General features: G+C 58.2%; 14 protein-coding genes and 1 pseudogene. 3 read left to right on the top strand and 12 right to left on the bottom strand.

The window, feature by feature from the left end; all coding sequences use genetic code 11:
* The 12 genes and pseudogenes from U5771_RS35665 to U5771_RS33665 all read right to left on the bottom strand — a co-directional run.
* Window positions 1–274 (bottom strand): DUF6283 family protein (locus tag U5771_RS35665; protein WP_415859465.1); only part of this gene is annotated, 274 nt, incomplete at its 3' end.
* Window positions 275–847: 573 nt separating this feature from the next.
* A complete protein-coding gene (locus U5771_RS33715; protein ID WP_322027943.1) occupies window positions 848–1,111 on the bottom strand; it encodes a hypothetical protein in 264 nt (87 codons plus the stop codon).
* Between the two features lie 10 nt (window positions 1,112–1,121).
* Complete coding sequence (locus tag U5771_RS33710; protein ID WP_322027942.1) at window positions 1,122–1,256, bottom strand: hypothetical protein; 135 nt, start codon at window positions 1,254–1,256, stop codon at window positions 1,122–1,124.
* An 82-nt stretch (window positions 1,257–1,338) separates the two neighbouring features.
* Window positions 1,339–1,737: a type II toxin-antitoxin system VapC family toxin gene (locus U5771_RS33705; protein WP_322027941.1), complete on the bottom strand. Its 399-nt coding sequence runs from the start codon at window positions 1,735–1,737 to the stop codon at window positions 1,339–1,341.
* Window positions 1,734–1,979, bottom strand: a complete 246-nt coding sequence (locus U5771_RS33700) for an AbrB/MazE/SpoVT family DNA-binding domain-containing protein (RefSeq protein ID WP_322027940.1) — start codon at window positions 1,977–1,979, stop codon at window positions 1,734–1,736. Before U5771_RS33700 ends, U5771_RS33705 begins: the two co-directional genes overlap by 4 nt.
* A 121-nt stretch (window positions 1,980–2,100) precedes the next feature.
* A pseudogene (locus tag U5771_RS33695) lies at window positions 2,101–2,438 on the bottom strand (IS21 family transposase); the annotation flags it as partial.
* A gap of 111 nt (window positions 2,439–2,549) precedes the next feature.
* A complete protein-coding gene (locus tag U5771_RS33690; RefSeq protein WP_322027939.1) occupies window positions 2,550–3,695 on the bottom strand; it encodes a Wadjet anti-phage system protein JetD domain-containing protein in 1,146 nt (381 codons plus the stop codon).
* Complete coding sequence (locus U5771_RS33685) at window positions 3,679–7,008, bottom strand: ATP-binding protein (RefSeq protein WP_322027938.1); 3,330 nt, start codon at window positions 7,006–7,008, stop codon at window positions 3,679–3,681. The genes U5771_RS33690 and U5771_RS33685 overlap by 17 nt, the downstream gene beginning before the upstream one ends.
* Window positions 7,005–7,766, bottom strand: coding sequence for a DUF4194 domain-containing protein (locus U5771_RS33680; RefSeq protein ID WP_322027937.1), 762 nt, complete (start codon window positions 7,764–7,766; stop codon window positions 7,005–7,007). Before U5771_RS33680 ends, U5771_RS33685 begins: the two co-directional genes overlap by 4 nt.
* Before the next feature lies 1 nt (window position 7,767).
* On the bottom strand, window positions 7,768–9,267 hold the full coding sequence (locus U5771_RS33675) for a DUF3375 domain-containing protein (RefSeq protein ID WP_322027936.1): 1,500 nt from the start codon (window positions 9,265–9,267) through the stop codon (window positions 7,768–7,770).
* A gap of 585 nt (window positions 9,268–9,852) precedes the next feature.
* Complete coding sequence (locus U5771_RS33670) at window positions 9,853–10,047, bottom strand: hypothetical protein (protein ID WP_322027935.1); 195 nt, start codon at window positions 10,045–10,047, stop codon at window positions 9,853–9,855.
* A gap of 305 nt (window positions 10,048–10,352) precedes the next feature.
* Window positions 10,353–13,010, bottom strand: coding sequence for a hypothetical protein (locus tag U5771_RS33665; RefSeq protein WP_322027934.1), 2,658 nt, complete (start codon window positions 13,008–13,010; stop codon window positions 10,353–10,355).
* 538 nt (window positions 13,011–13,548) lie between these two features.
* Here U5771_RS33665 and U5771_RS33660 point away from each other — a divergent pair.
* The 3 genes from U5771_RS33660 to U5771_RS33650 form a co-directional block, all read left to right on the top strand.
* The gene (locus U5771_RS33660; protein WP_322027933.1) at window positions 13,549–13,767 is read left to right on the top strand and encodes a CopG family transcriptional regulator; all 219 of its coding nucleotides are present in this window, start codon (window positions 13,549–13,551) and stop codon (window positions 13,765–13,767) included.
* Window positions 13,764–14,087 carry a type II toxin-antitoxin system RelE/ParE family toxin gene (locus U5771_RS33655; protein WP_322027932.1) on the top strand — a complete coding sequence of 108 codons (324 nt, stop codon included), beginning with the start codon at window positions 13,764–13,766 and terminating at the stop codon, window positions 14,085–14,087. The genes U5771_RS33660 and U5771_RS33655 overlap by 4 nt, the downstream gene beginning before the upstream one ends.
* Window positions 14,088–14,738: 651 nt before the next feature.
* The coding region (locus U5771_RS33650; RefSeq protein ID WP_322027931.1) for a hypothetical protein at window positions 14,739–15,947 on the top strand (1,209 nt) is incomplete at its 3' end.

Genomic DNA, 15,947 nt, shown 5'->3' with positions numbered 1-15,947 from the left:
CCGCTGGATCAAGCCGACCAGAAGTCACAGCAAGGCGCACCGCTGGATGGTGGTGTCCGACTTTAGCCAACCATCCAGCACATGCGAACTCCTCCCCTTGCCGGGATTGATGACATGCAAACATACTGGCCCCAAAATCCGGCCCCATGCCCCGGTGATCAGGACATGTATCAACTAGCTTTTCGGCCAGATCGAGATCGAAGTTTGGAATATCTTCCGCCCCCGCGGCACGACGCCACGGACACGATGCACAAGGTTTGCCAGATGTTTTCATAATTCAGATCTTGCTCTTACTTCCCAGCGGGGATCGACTCCGGAAATCCAACTGCTTGCACCCAGAAATGCCGGCGGGGTCATGCCGCGACACCGTTACGCTCTCGGATCTCACAGAAAGCAGCGTGAGCGAGTCTATGTACGCCACCATAAACGGCACGTCAGCATCGGCAGGCGGATTGCCTCAACAATCTACAGACGGCACCTTCGAAGCCGCGTCTTGCCAAGCAGCTTCCACGGCCCAATCCCCAGCGCAAGCATGGCCAAGTATTGTTCCAGTGGCTTCGTCATAAACGATCGCACCATCGTCGACATACGCCGACGCAGCGCGTGGGCACTTCACCCGTACCAATTCGCGAGCCTGAGCTTCCGCCTCGCAGCCCGGTCGGCTACGGTCGCTCCACATGTCTCTTCCTAGTTTCGCGCACGCGAAAATCACCGTCCGCCCTCCTATCGCACCGTGCCGTTCTTGCAGTGTCCACACCACATGCCTTTGCTCGCATTGCACAATGCAGGGCAGCCGCAATACGGGCAACGGATGGAGATTGCTCCTAGATACATCGCATTTCCTCGCTCAAAACCGGATCGTGTCAACCGGTACGTTAATCCCGTGGTGCATCAGGACTGCTTCACAGAAGGCACGCCATTCCTCGGCGCCAGCCGCCTCGTGTGTGCAATGCAGGCACTGGTCCGCGCCGGCCAACTGCTCGGTTACGGTCCGATGTACGTCTACGCCAAAACGCTTGCTGAATCGCCCGACACATGATCCATCGTGCCCCGTCACCCACACGGTGTCGCCGGCCGTCGAGACGTCAATGCTGTAAAGCTGTTCCAGCATTTCCGTTTCCTTAGGCCAGTTCGTACTTGTCGAGCAGTTCGAGTTTTCGCATCTCTTTGCGGCGTCGCTCTTGTCGCGACTCCTCGGTCGGAATGATGTCGCGCTTTGCTGCTAACGTCGCGTCGTAGCGTTCGATTTCTGCCACGAGCGTTAGGAGTTCCTTAAGTTCCGCTTTGGCTCTTGCGAACATATCATTTCCTTTTTCAGTGGATCGGCAGGCGCCACGATTACTTGATCAACTGCATGCCTGCGACCTTGGAGGCCGTCACGTCGAAAGTTGCCGTGTACTCGCACTCCGCGACATGCCCAGAACGCTCGATTAGGCAGTCAGCGAAATCCGCCTTTGCGGATGCCGCGAAAACGCGAAGTGCCTTTCGTACCGTGTCAGCACTTTCGATAATCAGTTCTTTGGTGGCGATCATCGAGTCGATGATGTCCTTCATCTGCTCTCGTTCGACGCCGTAGCAGCGCCCGAGTACCCACACGACCTCGACCAATGCAACCTGCGAAACGTACCCCGGCCTCTCGGCCGACAGGGACTCCATCAGAAGCGTCGCCTTCTTCGACTGAACCTCGTCGTCTTGCGCGAAGTAGCGGACCAGCACGTTGGTATCCAGGCCGATCATCGCGCCGACGCCCCCTGCTCGGCGATTGCCCGATTCATGTCGTCAATCGACACCGGCTTCGCAGGCTTCTTCACAACGCCCTTAAGCGCCACGAGCGAGCGAGTTGCCGGATAGACTTCATACCGGCCGGTCGCCTCGTTGAAGCTGAATTCGATCCGGTCACCGGCCTCCAAGCCAAGGTGATTGCGCACGTCCACCGGGATCGTGACCTGACCCTTTGAAGTAATAGTCGCCGTTGTCATGGGGATACCTCCATATTCCTTACTTTATGGTAAGGAAAATCGAAAAGCAAGGGTGAACCACCGGCGCATCGCACCTCCAGGAGAACGTCGAGTTCTGACAACACGATCCCGAGCAAATTGTCCGGACATCGCCGAATGTATATAGATCGCGCTCGACAACGATGGTCTTGACGTTGTCGTAACGGATCTCGCGAGGCACGCCGTCCAAGGCCTGGACAGGTCATGATGACAGGCGACCAGCTCCTCAGCACGTTCATCTGCGGCAAGCGTGCCCAGCGCCAACGACTGCAGCCGAGCGCAGCGGTGAAGGCGTCAAGCGGGTCGGCGCTTCGGCGAAAGACACCGAAATCGCACTGCAGCTACCGCCCAGGTTCGATCTCGAACCTCACGGCCGGTTCTGCCTTGGGCACGGGGCTTATGCGCGTTCATGAAATTCTGCAGGCGTCGCACCGAGCCATCACACCGCAGTCATCGCTTTTGAATCGCGGACACGAACGAAATTCGCCCCTGATACGATCCGCGTGTGCAGCATCGACCTATGCTGCGGGTACTTGCTCAGCAATAGTGACCTTACGGTCTATACCACGCGTGCATGGCTGCTCTCACAATATCTTTTGGCAAGAACTCTTGTTCCAGGCGGCCCCGCTCCTGCGCCCAAAGATACTCAAAGAAGGTGCCTTCTTCCTCGGTTAGCCCATCAGGTCGCCGCCCATCGACGGGGATGAGTTCACGCACGGCCAAATCCGCCGCGTACTGATCAAAGCAGTCCCGATTCATCAGCAGCGCGTACACGGACGGAATAGCCTGGCGCACTGTCCCCAGCATTTTCAAGCCCCAGGTGTCCATATCCCCCCAATACGCTACCCGCTTGCTCGCGAGCCACGGATCATGCGTCCAGCCCAGACTGAGTCCCGCCCCGAGAATTGCCACCGCATCAGGCAGTTCCGCCAACTGATGAAGCGACCGTTCGTTCTCGACAATGACGACGTGGCTGACGCGCTGCGGAAGCTGACCGAGTTCACTGGCCCGGATGCGCTGCTGGCGAAACGGCAATATTCCGGCCGCGAGCGGCACGACCAGCAACCAACGATCGTCCTCGTCGAGCGCGCCTAGGAAGCCCTCTAGACCCTGTTCGGAAACTTGGCCGTCAAAGCGGACGTTGAGCATCTGACAGAGCAACGCCCGGTGCCGCTCGATGAATTTGCTGTCGATATTGCAGACACCGAGCGCCCGCAGCGGACGACCTTGCGCACAGCCTGGCGATAACACCAAGGCCACTTCCCCAGCCTTGATGACCTCGTGCACCGGGCGCTCCATCACCAACCTTCGCTGACGCACCACAAGTGCGTGAAACTGCGCGTCCATGTGCCGAACCAACTCACCGAGCCTTTCGTACTCGGCCGCAATCGTGACATTCTGGGTCGCGCACACCCACTCCGATGGGCTCCTCAGTTCCCACCGGTGCGGCATTTGCACGGGCCTGTCACCCGCACGGTAAGCCACGGTTTCCCAATGCACGACGCCAATCTCCACCGCTCTCCAGGCATCGCAATGCCGTTTGACAGTTTCCGTTTGCTCGGCAAAAGCCTTGGGACTGGGTTTGCCAATCGGCAATTCCAGTGGCCAGCCGTCGCGGTAAAGCAGCCGCGCCTCGCGTTCATCGGCCGATTGCCACGCCCGAGCCAGGCGGGCGGCCATATCATTCGGTGATTTCATCGCGTCCGATCATCTGCCGGGTCCGTGCAATGGCATCCAGTTCCTCCCAGCTTAGCGACGTCATCGTGGCCTGCAGTCCCTTTCGATGGATCAGAACGGCTGAGCGCGTGTGCGCTCGAAGTAACCGCATTTCCTTGTTCGGTGTCACAAAGAGCGGATGGAGGCCAAACTCTCGCAGTGCCGAAATGATCCGCCCTGCCACCGCCTGCGAACTCTTCGAGAACGCTTCGTCCAGCACGATGGTGCCAAACAATGGGCGGTCCCTGCCATCCGGGCAAAGCGCATAGCTCAATGAAGCGGTCAGAATATAGCTTGCAATAATCTCCTTTTCTCCGCCACTGCCGCCTTGAGATCCCTTGCGGGTTTCGAAGACCATCCCCGAACCGCGGTCGATCACGGACACCGCAAACTGTAACCGATAGCGCGGATCCAGAAGCGCCTTCGCCCCGACGGTCGTGCGGCGCTCGCTCGCGTCTCTCACGAGCCTGACGACCTCGGCTAATGCCTTGAACTGGCTCTCACCCTGATCGTCTTGCAGCGTCGCGGTACGCAGATTACGTTGCGCCTGCTCCAGCGTTCGCAGACTCTCGTGGATGACCCGACGCGGCTCGAGTTGCAGATACCGCCCCGGCTGAAAGTCGACGCGGCGCATCGTGGCGTTCAAATCCTCGATCCGCTCGACGATGGTTTCGACCTCGTTATCAATACTGCGGAGCAACTGCGTCACCCCTTCATCCGAGGATTGATTCAGGTAGCCAAGGAAACGATCCAGCTTTTCGGGTAACGCCTCATCCCTGAGCACCCGCAGGCGCTCGAGGTACTGTGGCACGTCCTCCATTTCCGTGCCGACCTCCGCCAAGGCGCCCGTGTCGACACCGCGCGCCGCGCCCATGCTACGGACCAGTTGCCGCTCGTGATCGTTGATCTTTGCAGCGAGCTCCTCGAGCCGTGCACGCAACCGAGCGTCGATTTGCGTCTGCTGCTGCCCGAGTACATCCACCGTCTGGACACCCGCGAAATCAAGGTGTTGCTCGACCAGCGCGATCTCGACAGCATCCAGCCCATCGCCGATCGTCGCGAATGCACGTTTGCGCCCATTGGTGGCAGCGTCATACTGCTCCTGGAGCCGGGTCTGCTGTATGAGGCTTTCGTCGCGCGCTAGACTGGTCTCCCCGAGTTCCGCACGAACCTTTTCCCACCTCTTCTTCGCCCTCACCGTATCCGATGCTGGATCCGTCAGCGCCGAAAGACGTCGGGTGGATTCCGCCACATTGTGTTCGGCCTGCGGCACATCGATGTCCGCAAAATTGATCGATACAACACGGTCAAGCATTGCTTGGCGAACCCGCGCATCGCTAACGCTCGCCCTCGCCGCCTCAAAACTTGCCGTATGTTTAGTGAGTTCGCGCGCCGTCTCGTCACACTGACGCTCAAGCGCGTCGAGGAGGTCCTTGTTGTCAAAACCGGTGAGCCATCCCTGGCTCAACGGCGTCTTGTCCTGCTTTTCAAAAAAACCGCTCTTGCCCGACATCAGCCCCTGCGCGGTCATACCATGCGGCGTGTGTTTCAACACCTCGGGCGACGCCACGCAGTGTCGATCTATTTGGGCAAGCAACCCTCGGACGGCTTCCCGATATGGATGGTCCTTGAAGTTGAGCTTCCGTGTGAAGCCGTCGGCCAGGAATTCGACGGGGCGATCCGGCTCCATCACTTCCACGAGACGAACGTGCAGCCGATTGTCTCGGCCGTTCACCCATGCAAGCGCGGGCTTCATGTGCGAGGCCGGAATCATGATGCGTAACCGATGCCCGCCCACGGCGCGCTCAATCGCACCACGCCATGCAGACTGCGCCTTCTGCACCTCGACCAGTTCCGCAACGAAGGGCAGCGCCTCATCGTCCAGGTTCAGTTGGCCGGCTAGATCCCTTCGGAACTGCTGATACGGCGGCGGTATGTTAGAACCCGGATGTGACTTTGCTTTTGCCAGGGTCGCCTGCTGCTCTGCAAGCGCCTGTTCAGTGGTCGACCGTACGGCCCCTCGCTCGTATGCTTCGCGCTCGACCGCCTGTATCGCGGCAGTCGCCGAAGCAAGTGACGCCCGTGCACTGGCCTCGTTCTCCTGGAACGCCGCCGGGGTAAGCGCCTGACTAAACTGAAGCTTCTTGGCGATCAACAAATAATCGTTCGCGTGGCGTTGAACCGTCTCGAGGTGCTTGCGTTCGGTCACAAGCTTCGCTTCGAGTTCTTCGATGCCACTCCCGCCATCCCGGAGATAGATGTCGCGCAGCCGTTGCGCCTCTGATTCGAGCTCTTTCGCGTGACGGGTGTGAGCTTCGATCTGTCGTTCACAGCGCGCCTTCTCCTGTCCCAGCTCGCTTTCCCGGTCGGCCCATAACTGGTGCTCGCGAAGCGCAACCGCGATCGGCAGAAGCGAGAGGAGGCGAGCCTGCAGGTCGCGCTGTTCGAGTCTCTCCGCGCGCTGCGCCCAGCCCTTTTCAATCGGAACCAGCGAATCCCGCTGCTTTCGTGCCGTTTCCAGTTCCTCGCGAATCTCCGCGAGATTGTCGAACTCGGACGCCACCTCCAGCGCCCGCTGAAAGGCCGATCGGTCGTCCAGCACCAGATCCCGGAAGAGGTCGTCAATGCTGTTGAGTTGCTTCAGGCCCGCCGCCCGATTGAGCAGGGTGAAGGCGTTCTCGCCGACCTCGAAGATGCGACGCAACTCCAGGGCGTACACCTTCTTGCTGTCGCATACCTTCAGGATGCCTGAAGCCGCCCGCTCATGTTGCCGGAGTGCCCGCTTGCCCCCCGCGTTGTGCAACTCCAGCAACTCATCAAGGCCAAGCTCCGCGCCCCGCACGATCATCCAGATCCTGTCGAGTTCGGTGGCCGAGGAGCCGGTTCCATCCAGCGCGAATATCCCGGCAATCGTTAACGTGTCACTGCCATTCCCAAACGTCGCCGCAATCGCTGAAACGGTCTTTCCCGGCCTGGCGATGTGGTCGGTATCGCCCTCGCGCCCCGCGCCGGAAACCCCACGCACATACGACACAAGGTCGCGATCGCTCTCGTGCCCGCCGGTCGACGCGAGGTTATAGCGCGGCTGCGCGGCAATCAACGTCATCAAGGCATCGACGAGCGTGGTCTTGCCGCTGCCCGTTTGGCCAATGATCGCGGTGCCTTCGATATCGATCTCGGCCTGATGGCGCCCGCCAAAAGGGCCCCAATTGAAGATATCGAGGCGAGTGAGAATGAATGCCGCCGGCGGCAACAGCGCTTCAATGGTGCGATGATCCGAGTTGGCCACCATCATGCCCTCTCCCCGTCGTCTTGCACCGGCGCGCAATCATCCGCGCGCCCTATGTCGGACGACGCCTGCTTGAGTGCCTGCAGCAACCCCAGCAGGTTCTCGGGATTGGCAAGATGAACAATAATCGGGCGAATCAAGAACTGATCCTGCTGGTCAACTTCCGAGACGATCCCATGCGGCTTGAGTTTGTCGAGCAGGTTGCGCGCGCGCTGGAGTTCCCGTGTGTCGCTTCCCAGGTTCCCAAGGTAGAGCTGCAATTGAGCTGCAACATCCTCGACCAGCGCCGGCGCATCCGGTGCGCCGATGCCTCGTTCCTGCTCATGAGCCAGATAGTGCTGCCGCAGAAGCGCGATCAGGAGCGATTGCTCCAACGTCAGGCGCTGCCGGCGGACCAGGGGATGAGACCATTCATCATCATCGGAATCACAACAGTACGACTGAGCAACAATGAGGAAAGCCAACCCGCGAATGTCGTCAATCTTGAGCACCAAATCCAGCGGTTCCAGAATGCGATTGATGTCAGCACAGCTCGTCACGGCGATCCGGTAGAGATTGGGTTTGCGAGCAGCCTCTAGGAACCCGAATTTGAGCAGCTCCTGGCATGCATCCTTCATGTCGCGAGGTGTGAAACTCACGGTCTCGACAGATGGGTCGGAGTCGAATTCGCTGGCTTCGTCATTGGTCGCTGACTGCTGCGCGAAATCGTCCGCCTCACCTCCCTCGTCCTTCGGCGCCGTCAGCGTATCGAAAATACTTGCCATCTTATAGCTCCATATCCAGGCCGCGCAGGTCCTCGAAACCGAGCGCCACGAGAGGTACGTTAAAGCGCAAGGGCATGCCATCACGCCCCACCACATCGACGCTTTCCCTATCCCCGCCCATCGAAACTCCGGCTTCCCGCGCCATGCTCAACCAGAGCGCAATTGTCTCCAGATCGTGCGTCGGCGGTAGATGTCGCGCCAGTTCCGCGATCCCCATGCGCGTGCCGCTTTGCTCGAGCAGCGCCACCGTACTCTCATACAGCGCCTGTCGGTCCAAACCGTCGAAAGCCTCCCAAAACTCGTCGTCGATGGATCGTGGATCCATGCTTTGCGCCTGCAGTTCGAGCACGAGTTGCGCTTCGTCCTCGATGACCTTGAATCGGATTCTTTCGACGAGCGGCAGTCCCGCCACGGAAATCGCAACAGGCGGCAATGGACCGTCCATGCCGCGCACCGATGCGCTCGCCCAGTCGAGCGTCAGCGCTTGCTGCAGCACGTCACCGATCAATTCGCCAACGCGGTGATGTTCGGCCGCCAGTCCCGTGCGGAGGAACCCCTTGACGTCACGCTCACTTCTGGCTCTTGCGCGGATGACCTCGGCCGACTCGTCGATCAAACGGATGATGAGCCAGCGCAGTTCATGTTGTTGGTTGGGATTGAGCGCCGAGCGGGTGGCGGGATGCTGGATGATCTGGCGCAAGCGATGCTTCATCGAGTCGAGTTCGGCCGAGCGTCCCAACTGCTGCTGAAAACCGCGAAAGACCTTTCCTTCAGCAGTTTCCAGCAGTTCGTCATGGCTGTTCAACAGTTTGTCCACGATCGCGCCCCGGTGACCGCGTTCGCTCACGATCGACTGTCGCAGCGCTTGATCGGCCTCCCGGTACGAGTCTTCGACCCGGCGAAAATCTGCACGCAAACTCGTGGCCAAATTGTAGATTTCGCGGATACCCTCGACGGCCTCCGACTCTGTCATCGCGCGCACGTTACCCGCCTTGACGTCTTCGAGTTCGCGCTCCAACTCCTGGATCTTGCGCTGCAAATACCGCGATCTGCTCCGACCATCCGGATTAAGGTTGGATTCGAGGTTTTCGATCTCGCGTTGCACGATCGATAGCCGTGACGCCGTCGAGGTCATCAGGCGCCCGTCCAGCGCAGCGACGAATCGCAGCGCCTCTTCCAGCGCATCGGTGGCATAGAGACGCCCGGCCCGTTCAATCAGCAACGAACGACGAATCCACCCGCGCAGTTCCTTGCGCGCCAGCACCGCGCAATCGCTCTCCGGGTCAACACCAAATTCGTCGGAATTCGCGTGCTGCACCAATACAGCGGCAAGCATCTGTTCGGCCGCGTCGACCTCAATGCCGTCGTGACTCTTCTCAAACAACGTCTGCAAGCAACTCACCACGAGCGGCGCGCTGCGTGCCGCCAACAATTGCCAGGCGGGGTGTTGACGCCGCGACTGGACGTACTGTTGCGTGCGCTGTTTCCAATCCAGATCCATACCTTTTCCGTGCCACTCGTAAGGAGCAAAATCCGACGACGAAAAACCGCGAGCGATTAATCTCGCGCCAATGTCCGCATCAGAACGCGACCGCAGTGCTAAAGCCACTGCATTCAAGTCTACGGGGCGTATCGTCAGAATATCGCCACGGGGATACTGTGCATAACACGTCACATCAGATCACGGGATGGAAACCACAGTTAATTCTGCTGCGATCCGGATCTGATGCCAAAAATCAGTAGCATAGGCAGACTGTTCGACGATTGAACGAATCTGCCTTAGCATGAGAAGAAAGCAATCTTGCAGTTGCCATTGGCCGTGCTCTTCAAAGAGCGCATGTCTCAACTATCGCCGCGTCGACGATTGAATCCGGACATACCGCTCCTTAGATTTGCTCGAGTGAAAAATGTAACTCCGCGTAGGCAGAGTTGCATCGCCACACCTCCTTCCCGTCACGTTCGAAGATCGCAACACCTCGTTTCACCTCGCACCTCGCGTATGGATACACGGCGCCGTGCCCATTCATCGCAGCGGACAACGGATTCCTCTCCTTGCAGCGCGCGAGATAAGCCCCGTCTTGTAGCGTCATGGTTCCTCACCGGATTTGCTTGCCTGAGCGGTATTGTAGCTGGTAGAAGCGCCTGTCAAACGAACCCCGTCCGGCACTCGAGTTGCCTCACTTCCGATCACCCCAATACCGTCTAGCGGCTCAATAATGCCCCACTCCACGGCAACGCACGACATCGCGACGATGATGGATATGGCCGCGACCTGGCTCATGCGAGAGGCCTTCACAACGCCGCTTCAATTGCTTCATCGCACGCGACAACGAACGGCCACCGACTCCAATCCGATGTGCGTGAGCGACTGAATACTTGGCGAGTGGCGGCCTTCGACTGAGTACACTTCGCTCTTACGAGCACGATGGCCTCTTGCAATACGGATAGCCAATTTCCAAGAAACTCCATCCGTGACGCAGAACGGTTATCTGATTGCATACATTTAAGAGAGCCGTCGGGTTCTATGATTTAGGGTTTCGCCCCAGCAATCCAGAATGAATTTTACGCTCGCGACTTGAGAGCGCGTCAAAAGATCCCATCCCCATTTGGTAGTATCACGTCCCCTAGCCGCTCGTGGAACCCACGATCACCGATGCTCAGAAACATGTCGAAAAGTGTATGGCTAAGCTGAGTTCGCCTGCAATCATCCGGACGGGAATACCGTTTGATATCCCACTGCTCCGCACGCGCACGATCTGCACTGGTCTGAATCCGGTTCACCATCGAATTGGACGCTTGGTATCGTGGCACCCCCTCTCGGACAAGATAGTCGAGTGCATTGGCCGCGCTCCTCCATATCAATCCGTAGACTTGAGAGACCGAATAGTCCCTCAGGACGTTGGCAAAGACTCTTTGCGTCTTCTCTCCTTGAGGCGCCTCCAACTGCCGTTTCTGTGCGCAATACGAGAGATAAGTCAGACATTCAGAAATCGCGAAGGACAGCGTCACTTCTGGCGCCTCGTGCAACCACCGATCTGGCCACGCACCGGTTGCCGCCACCTCTTCGATTTCGCGAATCAGGCGGGGCACTTCGAATGCCACCCGCCACCGCACTTTCTCGAAGTAAAACCCAATGTCCTCACCGTCCGTCCAAAATGCCTTGTCAGTCGTGTCCCCTGAGATCGCAATCACGCCCTTTTCCAGCAATTTGAATATTCCCCGGCAATCGTAACTATCAGGTGCAAGGGGATTTTCAGACCACTCAAACGGCTCAAGGGTCAAGTCTTGCTCGATCCCCCCGCATGCACGCACTAGGCTGACCAACATCAATGCTTCATCGAACGAGAGTTCGTCAATCCGAGACAATAGGATCTCCTCGGGGTAACGAGCCAACGCTTCCGCGATCTTCGCTTTCTTCCGATACCCCGGGCTATTCATTACCTTTTGTCGACGCACCGCGATCTCTTCCACGAGGCTGTCGAACTTGGTCGCCTGCTCTTCGTCAGCACGCTCGCGCTGGGCCGCGACTTGCTGTTCGAGGCGAATCAGATCGACGTCGCTATTTTCGATTTCTGCGATACGCAAAAGATTCTTAATCGCACCCTCCGACAAGTCTGGCACATCCGTCCAGTAGGCAGCTTTGGCGGCTCCATAGCGCTTGAGGTAATCGTTGGCAAGACCCAGATCGAATCCCAAACCAGAGGCACCATGTGCCTTCAAATCGGTTAAAGAATCCAACATCTCGTCATGTAGCTTGTGCTTGAGCAGTTGCGCACGGATTCCTTGTGCATACACCGACACCGCACCTTCTAAGTTTTCGCTCGTCGGCACGGCCCGTACCGCTTGACGAAACCCTTGCACGAAGTCGCGCACCTGCGTCTTTCGAACGTCGTCTAGCGGCAATTCACTAACCAGGCTACTCATATTGCCGCCATACGCGTGGCGGTAGATTTCGAAGCGCGTAAGCGCCTCGCCTGCAGCACGCCACTGGCCACGCAGCCGCGCAACCTCATATCGGGCTTCGTCTACAAGCGGATGTTGCCACTCTGTCGCGGCGAGATCGATTTGCGCGATCCCGTCGTCAGTCAGATCACCGTTGTCGTCTCGCGCATGATGGGCCCAGATGAGACGCAGGCAACCGCGAATGTCCGGGGCGCCAACCGCCGCCAGAATTTGATCACGATGAACCTGAAGGTCAAACGACGACTGATAATCAAAGAGTTCGCCTCCGATCCAGAATGGATGTGGATACTCGCGCAGCAGCAATCCAGTCCCACCTCGCCAGTCGTTGGGCATGTGCCGCAAGACCTCGGCAAACGCAGCCGCTCGATCACTGATCGCATGAGAATCGCCGCGAATCAAGGCAATGGCCAGTTGCGCACCCACCGCGCACGCAACGATCTCCCAGTCCTCGTACTCACGGCCATCGTGAAACGTATGCAATTCGGGGCCGTCGCGTTCGACGCCGGCAATGAGCGTTCCCGCGACCTCCCAATCCTGACGCTTAATATGCTCGTCGGCTATTGCGAGCGTCAGCCAGCGCGCACTGCGCGGATTCACATTCTCATACAACCAGTCATGAAGTTGGTGCGACGTCTCATGCTGAGCGCGTAGTGCAATCCGATAGGTGAGCCATACAAGCTTGGGATGCGTATCGCCATCCATACCGTTCAGCAGCCGCTGGATAGTCTCATTCACTGACGCGAACGGATGAATCAACGACAACCTGGCATAGGCGACAAGCACGTCGGGACAGCGTGGAAAGTGCTCGACCGCATCCGTTAGCCAAGCAACGCGCTGCCCCAAGTCTTCACTACCATCCAGATAATAGCGATCGAGTAGATCGAACGCCTCGGCTGGCGCATTGCAAATCTCACGCAAAGCGGATCGCAACAACGCTTTGATTTCGGAGCGGAGCGAATCTGGCACCCATCGTTTGCCATCCAGTAAACAGAATGCGTGCACGCAATGTGCGATTGGCGATTGCCGTGCCGGTCCGCTACGCCAATTTGCCAAGCTCTCGGCCAGTTGCTTCTGCTGAAACTGACAATACGCCAACTTCTCCTTCACGCGCCACACATCAAGTTGAAGCTGTTGATAAGCTTGGCCTGCTTCGACCCAGCGCATCAGTATGACCAACAGATCCGCCTCAAGCTCAGCAGTGACTCGCTCGTTATGTACCTGATTCGCGATGAGTTGATGAACATCGTGCTGCGTTGCCTGAAGTAGCTCAGGAAGCGTCAAGACGCGGTTCGATTGAGTCTTCTGCCTTTTTCGTGCCACGTTTTTCCTCTCAAGCGAATCCTGCTGAAAACACGATTAAACGAGCGGGGAACAGCCACTGATGTTACCTTGCTTGCGGTAATTTTCAACAGCAGGTCACGTCCTTGCACGAAGACATGATCAGGGCCGTCAAACCCGAGCTCGGGGGAGTGCCAGGCAGGAGGTTCGAAGTGCCTCCTGTAAATTCGCTCAGGCGTACGCCACGGTACGAGCGGCAAGCCTAACAAACGAAATTGGGCCGGCCTTTCGGCCGCATCCCTCTTTTATAAGGGACATATTACACTCTCAACGCCCGCATAACTTTGGTGAGACCAGCGCATTGCAGTCGTTTCAAGCGAGAAACTTCCATCTGTCCCTTTGTTGAGTGTTCGCACTTCGCGCCTTGTCGTCAGGGCAGGATTATTGCTTTACAATAGGACTTGTTGTCGATCAATAATTGGGGTGCACAATGGTTACTGAGACGCGAACGCTAACCGCCCAAGTGCCCGTCGAGCTTGCGGTGGAAGTAGATGCACTGTCAGAGCAGATTGAACGTCCGCGCCAGTGGATCATCAAGAAAGCGCTGGTCCAGTATCTCGCGCGCGAGGCCGAAAAGCGCCGGCTGATTCAGGAAGGACTGGATGACGTGACCGCCGGGCGCCTCGTCCCCATGGAGCAGGCAAGAGCCTGGGCGAACAGCATCGGCACGGAGAACGAACTGCCGACGCCGAAAACATGAGAGTCAAGGTCATCCCCACCAGTAAGGCGATGTCAGACCTTGGGATCATCGCCGACCACGTCAGAAAATACAATGACGCCACCGCCGCTCGCAAGGTCGTCAGCGCGTTGCTCGACGAAGCCGAACGGTTGGGTCAAGACCATTTTCACCGATTGGGCGAAGAACTCGACGGTTACGACGGACCACCCGCGCGCGAGGTACACCGCTGGGTATGCTTCACCGGCCGATACGAATTGCACTACGAGGTTTTGCCGCCATATGCGGAGGAGCCTACGGCCATCGCTATCCTTCGCGTGTGGGATACTCGACAGGATCGTTGAAGGCGCAACCGTACCACTTCAACGCGGAATCCGGCGAATACCACTCGATTGTCAATCTAATGCTGAAACCCTCGTGGAGACGGAGCTACCACGGACTTGAGTAATGGGAATACCGTCACCGATACCGACATTACAGGGCGGCACTTGATGGCTTTCGGCAACTGGCCAACGCGACTTCCGGCCGAATCGCTACTCGGCGTGCATCGGTTTTCTCTCTGGCAGTGTCGGCGATCGATCTGGATCTGCTCGGCGAAACTGCCTCTAACGATCACGCGCATGACGATTAGATCCGCTCATGCGGGATCGTCGAGGACTTGGCTCTCGAGCCGCTTCACTTCAATCGCTGAGTCAATCATCTCTTACTGCGGCAAAGCGTGTAGCTCGTGCGCATGAAATCCGATTGCGGATTGAGGTCGCCAAATCGCGGTGCCCCCGCGCCGAATCCGTCGAAAGCGCGGCACGAAGGATATCGCGCGCCCTTCCTCCATCGAACACCCGTGCAAGGCCGCCTAGATGCGCAAACAGGCTCTGAGCTTCTCGTCGATGTTCCGGATCTCTTTCCCCCGATCGTCTATCACCGGCGGTGCTGCATTCGGCCGGAAATAAGTGCCACACTAACCTCCAAAGCCATTCGTCTGAAGGAAATGCAGCATGACGTTGAAGATTGTGCGCTCACCACTGGTACCACGCGTTACCAAGATCGACTTCAAAGAACATGCCGGCAAAGAACTCGTCACCTGGTGGTATAGGGAACTCGTCAGAGGGCGTGGCAGCGTTTTTCAGCCCAACGCGTTGGTATGTTTCAGGGTACTCGGCGCCAACAACGAACTAACCCATGACTTCGTCCACCGCCGGGTCGCGCTGACGGAATTAGGTCAATTCAAGCTGGGCACGATCTGGCACAACCAGACCTGCAAGGAAGAAGTCAAACTCGACACCGAAACGTTCCAGGTCGATTTCGACCCGGACGCTTGGCGCTACTACTCCATTGCACAAGACATTGCAGCCAGGCGCCCACCGCTGATCCCGACTGAATCCTATGAGCTTCACCAGGCTTATCAGCACCACAAACCTTGGCTGCTCCAGTTCCCTTTCTCCGACGGCGCAGTCGGGCTCCTTGTTCCTTGCCTTGAGTTTTTCAACCGATACTACGGCCGCTCCGAGCATGTAAAGAGGATCCTGGCAACTTACCCCTGGAAAACCGCTCGCGAGGAGCTACTTGCTCCGCTGGTGATGCCCCCCAAGGCAGGTATTTGGCCCATCAACATGAGGAAACGCACGGTCAATGGTGATGCGGTACTGCTTGCTCACCTTGAGTACGATGACTACGCCCGACGAGAGGCAAGCGCCATCTGGTCCGAACTTGACGCAGCGCAGGGCCCGTCGGGTACCGGTCAGGCATTCGTCCGGATTGGTCCATGGTTCAAGGGCCCTGCTCGACTAAGAGTGAAAGGCATTTGGATCGAGAAAGGTCGCAGTTTCCTCGGGCTGCAGGTCGTTGGCGGCAGCGACCCTGGTGGCGTGCCCATATTCCGTGACCGCGAAAACACCAACAAGACAGGCCCGATCCCTGGCTCCGTACAGCGCGGCGCCGCCTGGGACGGAGTCCCCCCACGCCAGTTTGTCCCAAAACACACAATCGTGGATGTCACGAGCTCTGAAACGCCTGACCACGGCGCTGGTTCGATCGAGATCGAAGAGCCAGAGTTTGTACTACTCGGCGAACCAAGGACCGTAGTCGACATGCGACGGCCGACTACCAACAGCACCGGTGGAAAAAGCAGCAGCCAATCGCCGTCAGACCGATATTCCGGTGATGCCACGGCGGGCGCTGGCAAAGGCGTCGGCTATGGCTCATTC

It is taken from the genome of Burkholderia sp. BCC1977 (assembly GCF_905339595.1).
Classification (GTDB): domain Bacteria; phylum Pseudomonadota; class Gammaproteobacteria; order Burkholderiales; family Burkholderiaceae; genus Burkholderia.
The sequence above is the reverse complement of the archived record's forward strand: the minus strand, read 5'-3'. Positions and strand labels throughout refer to the sequence as shown.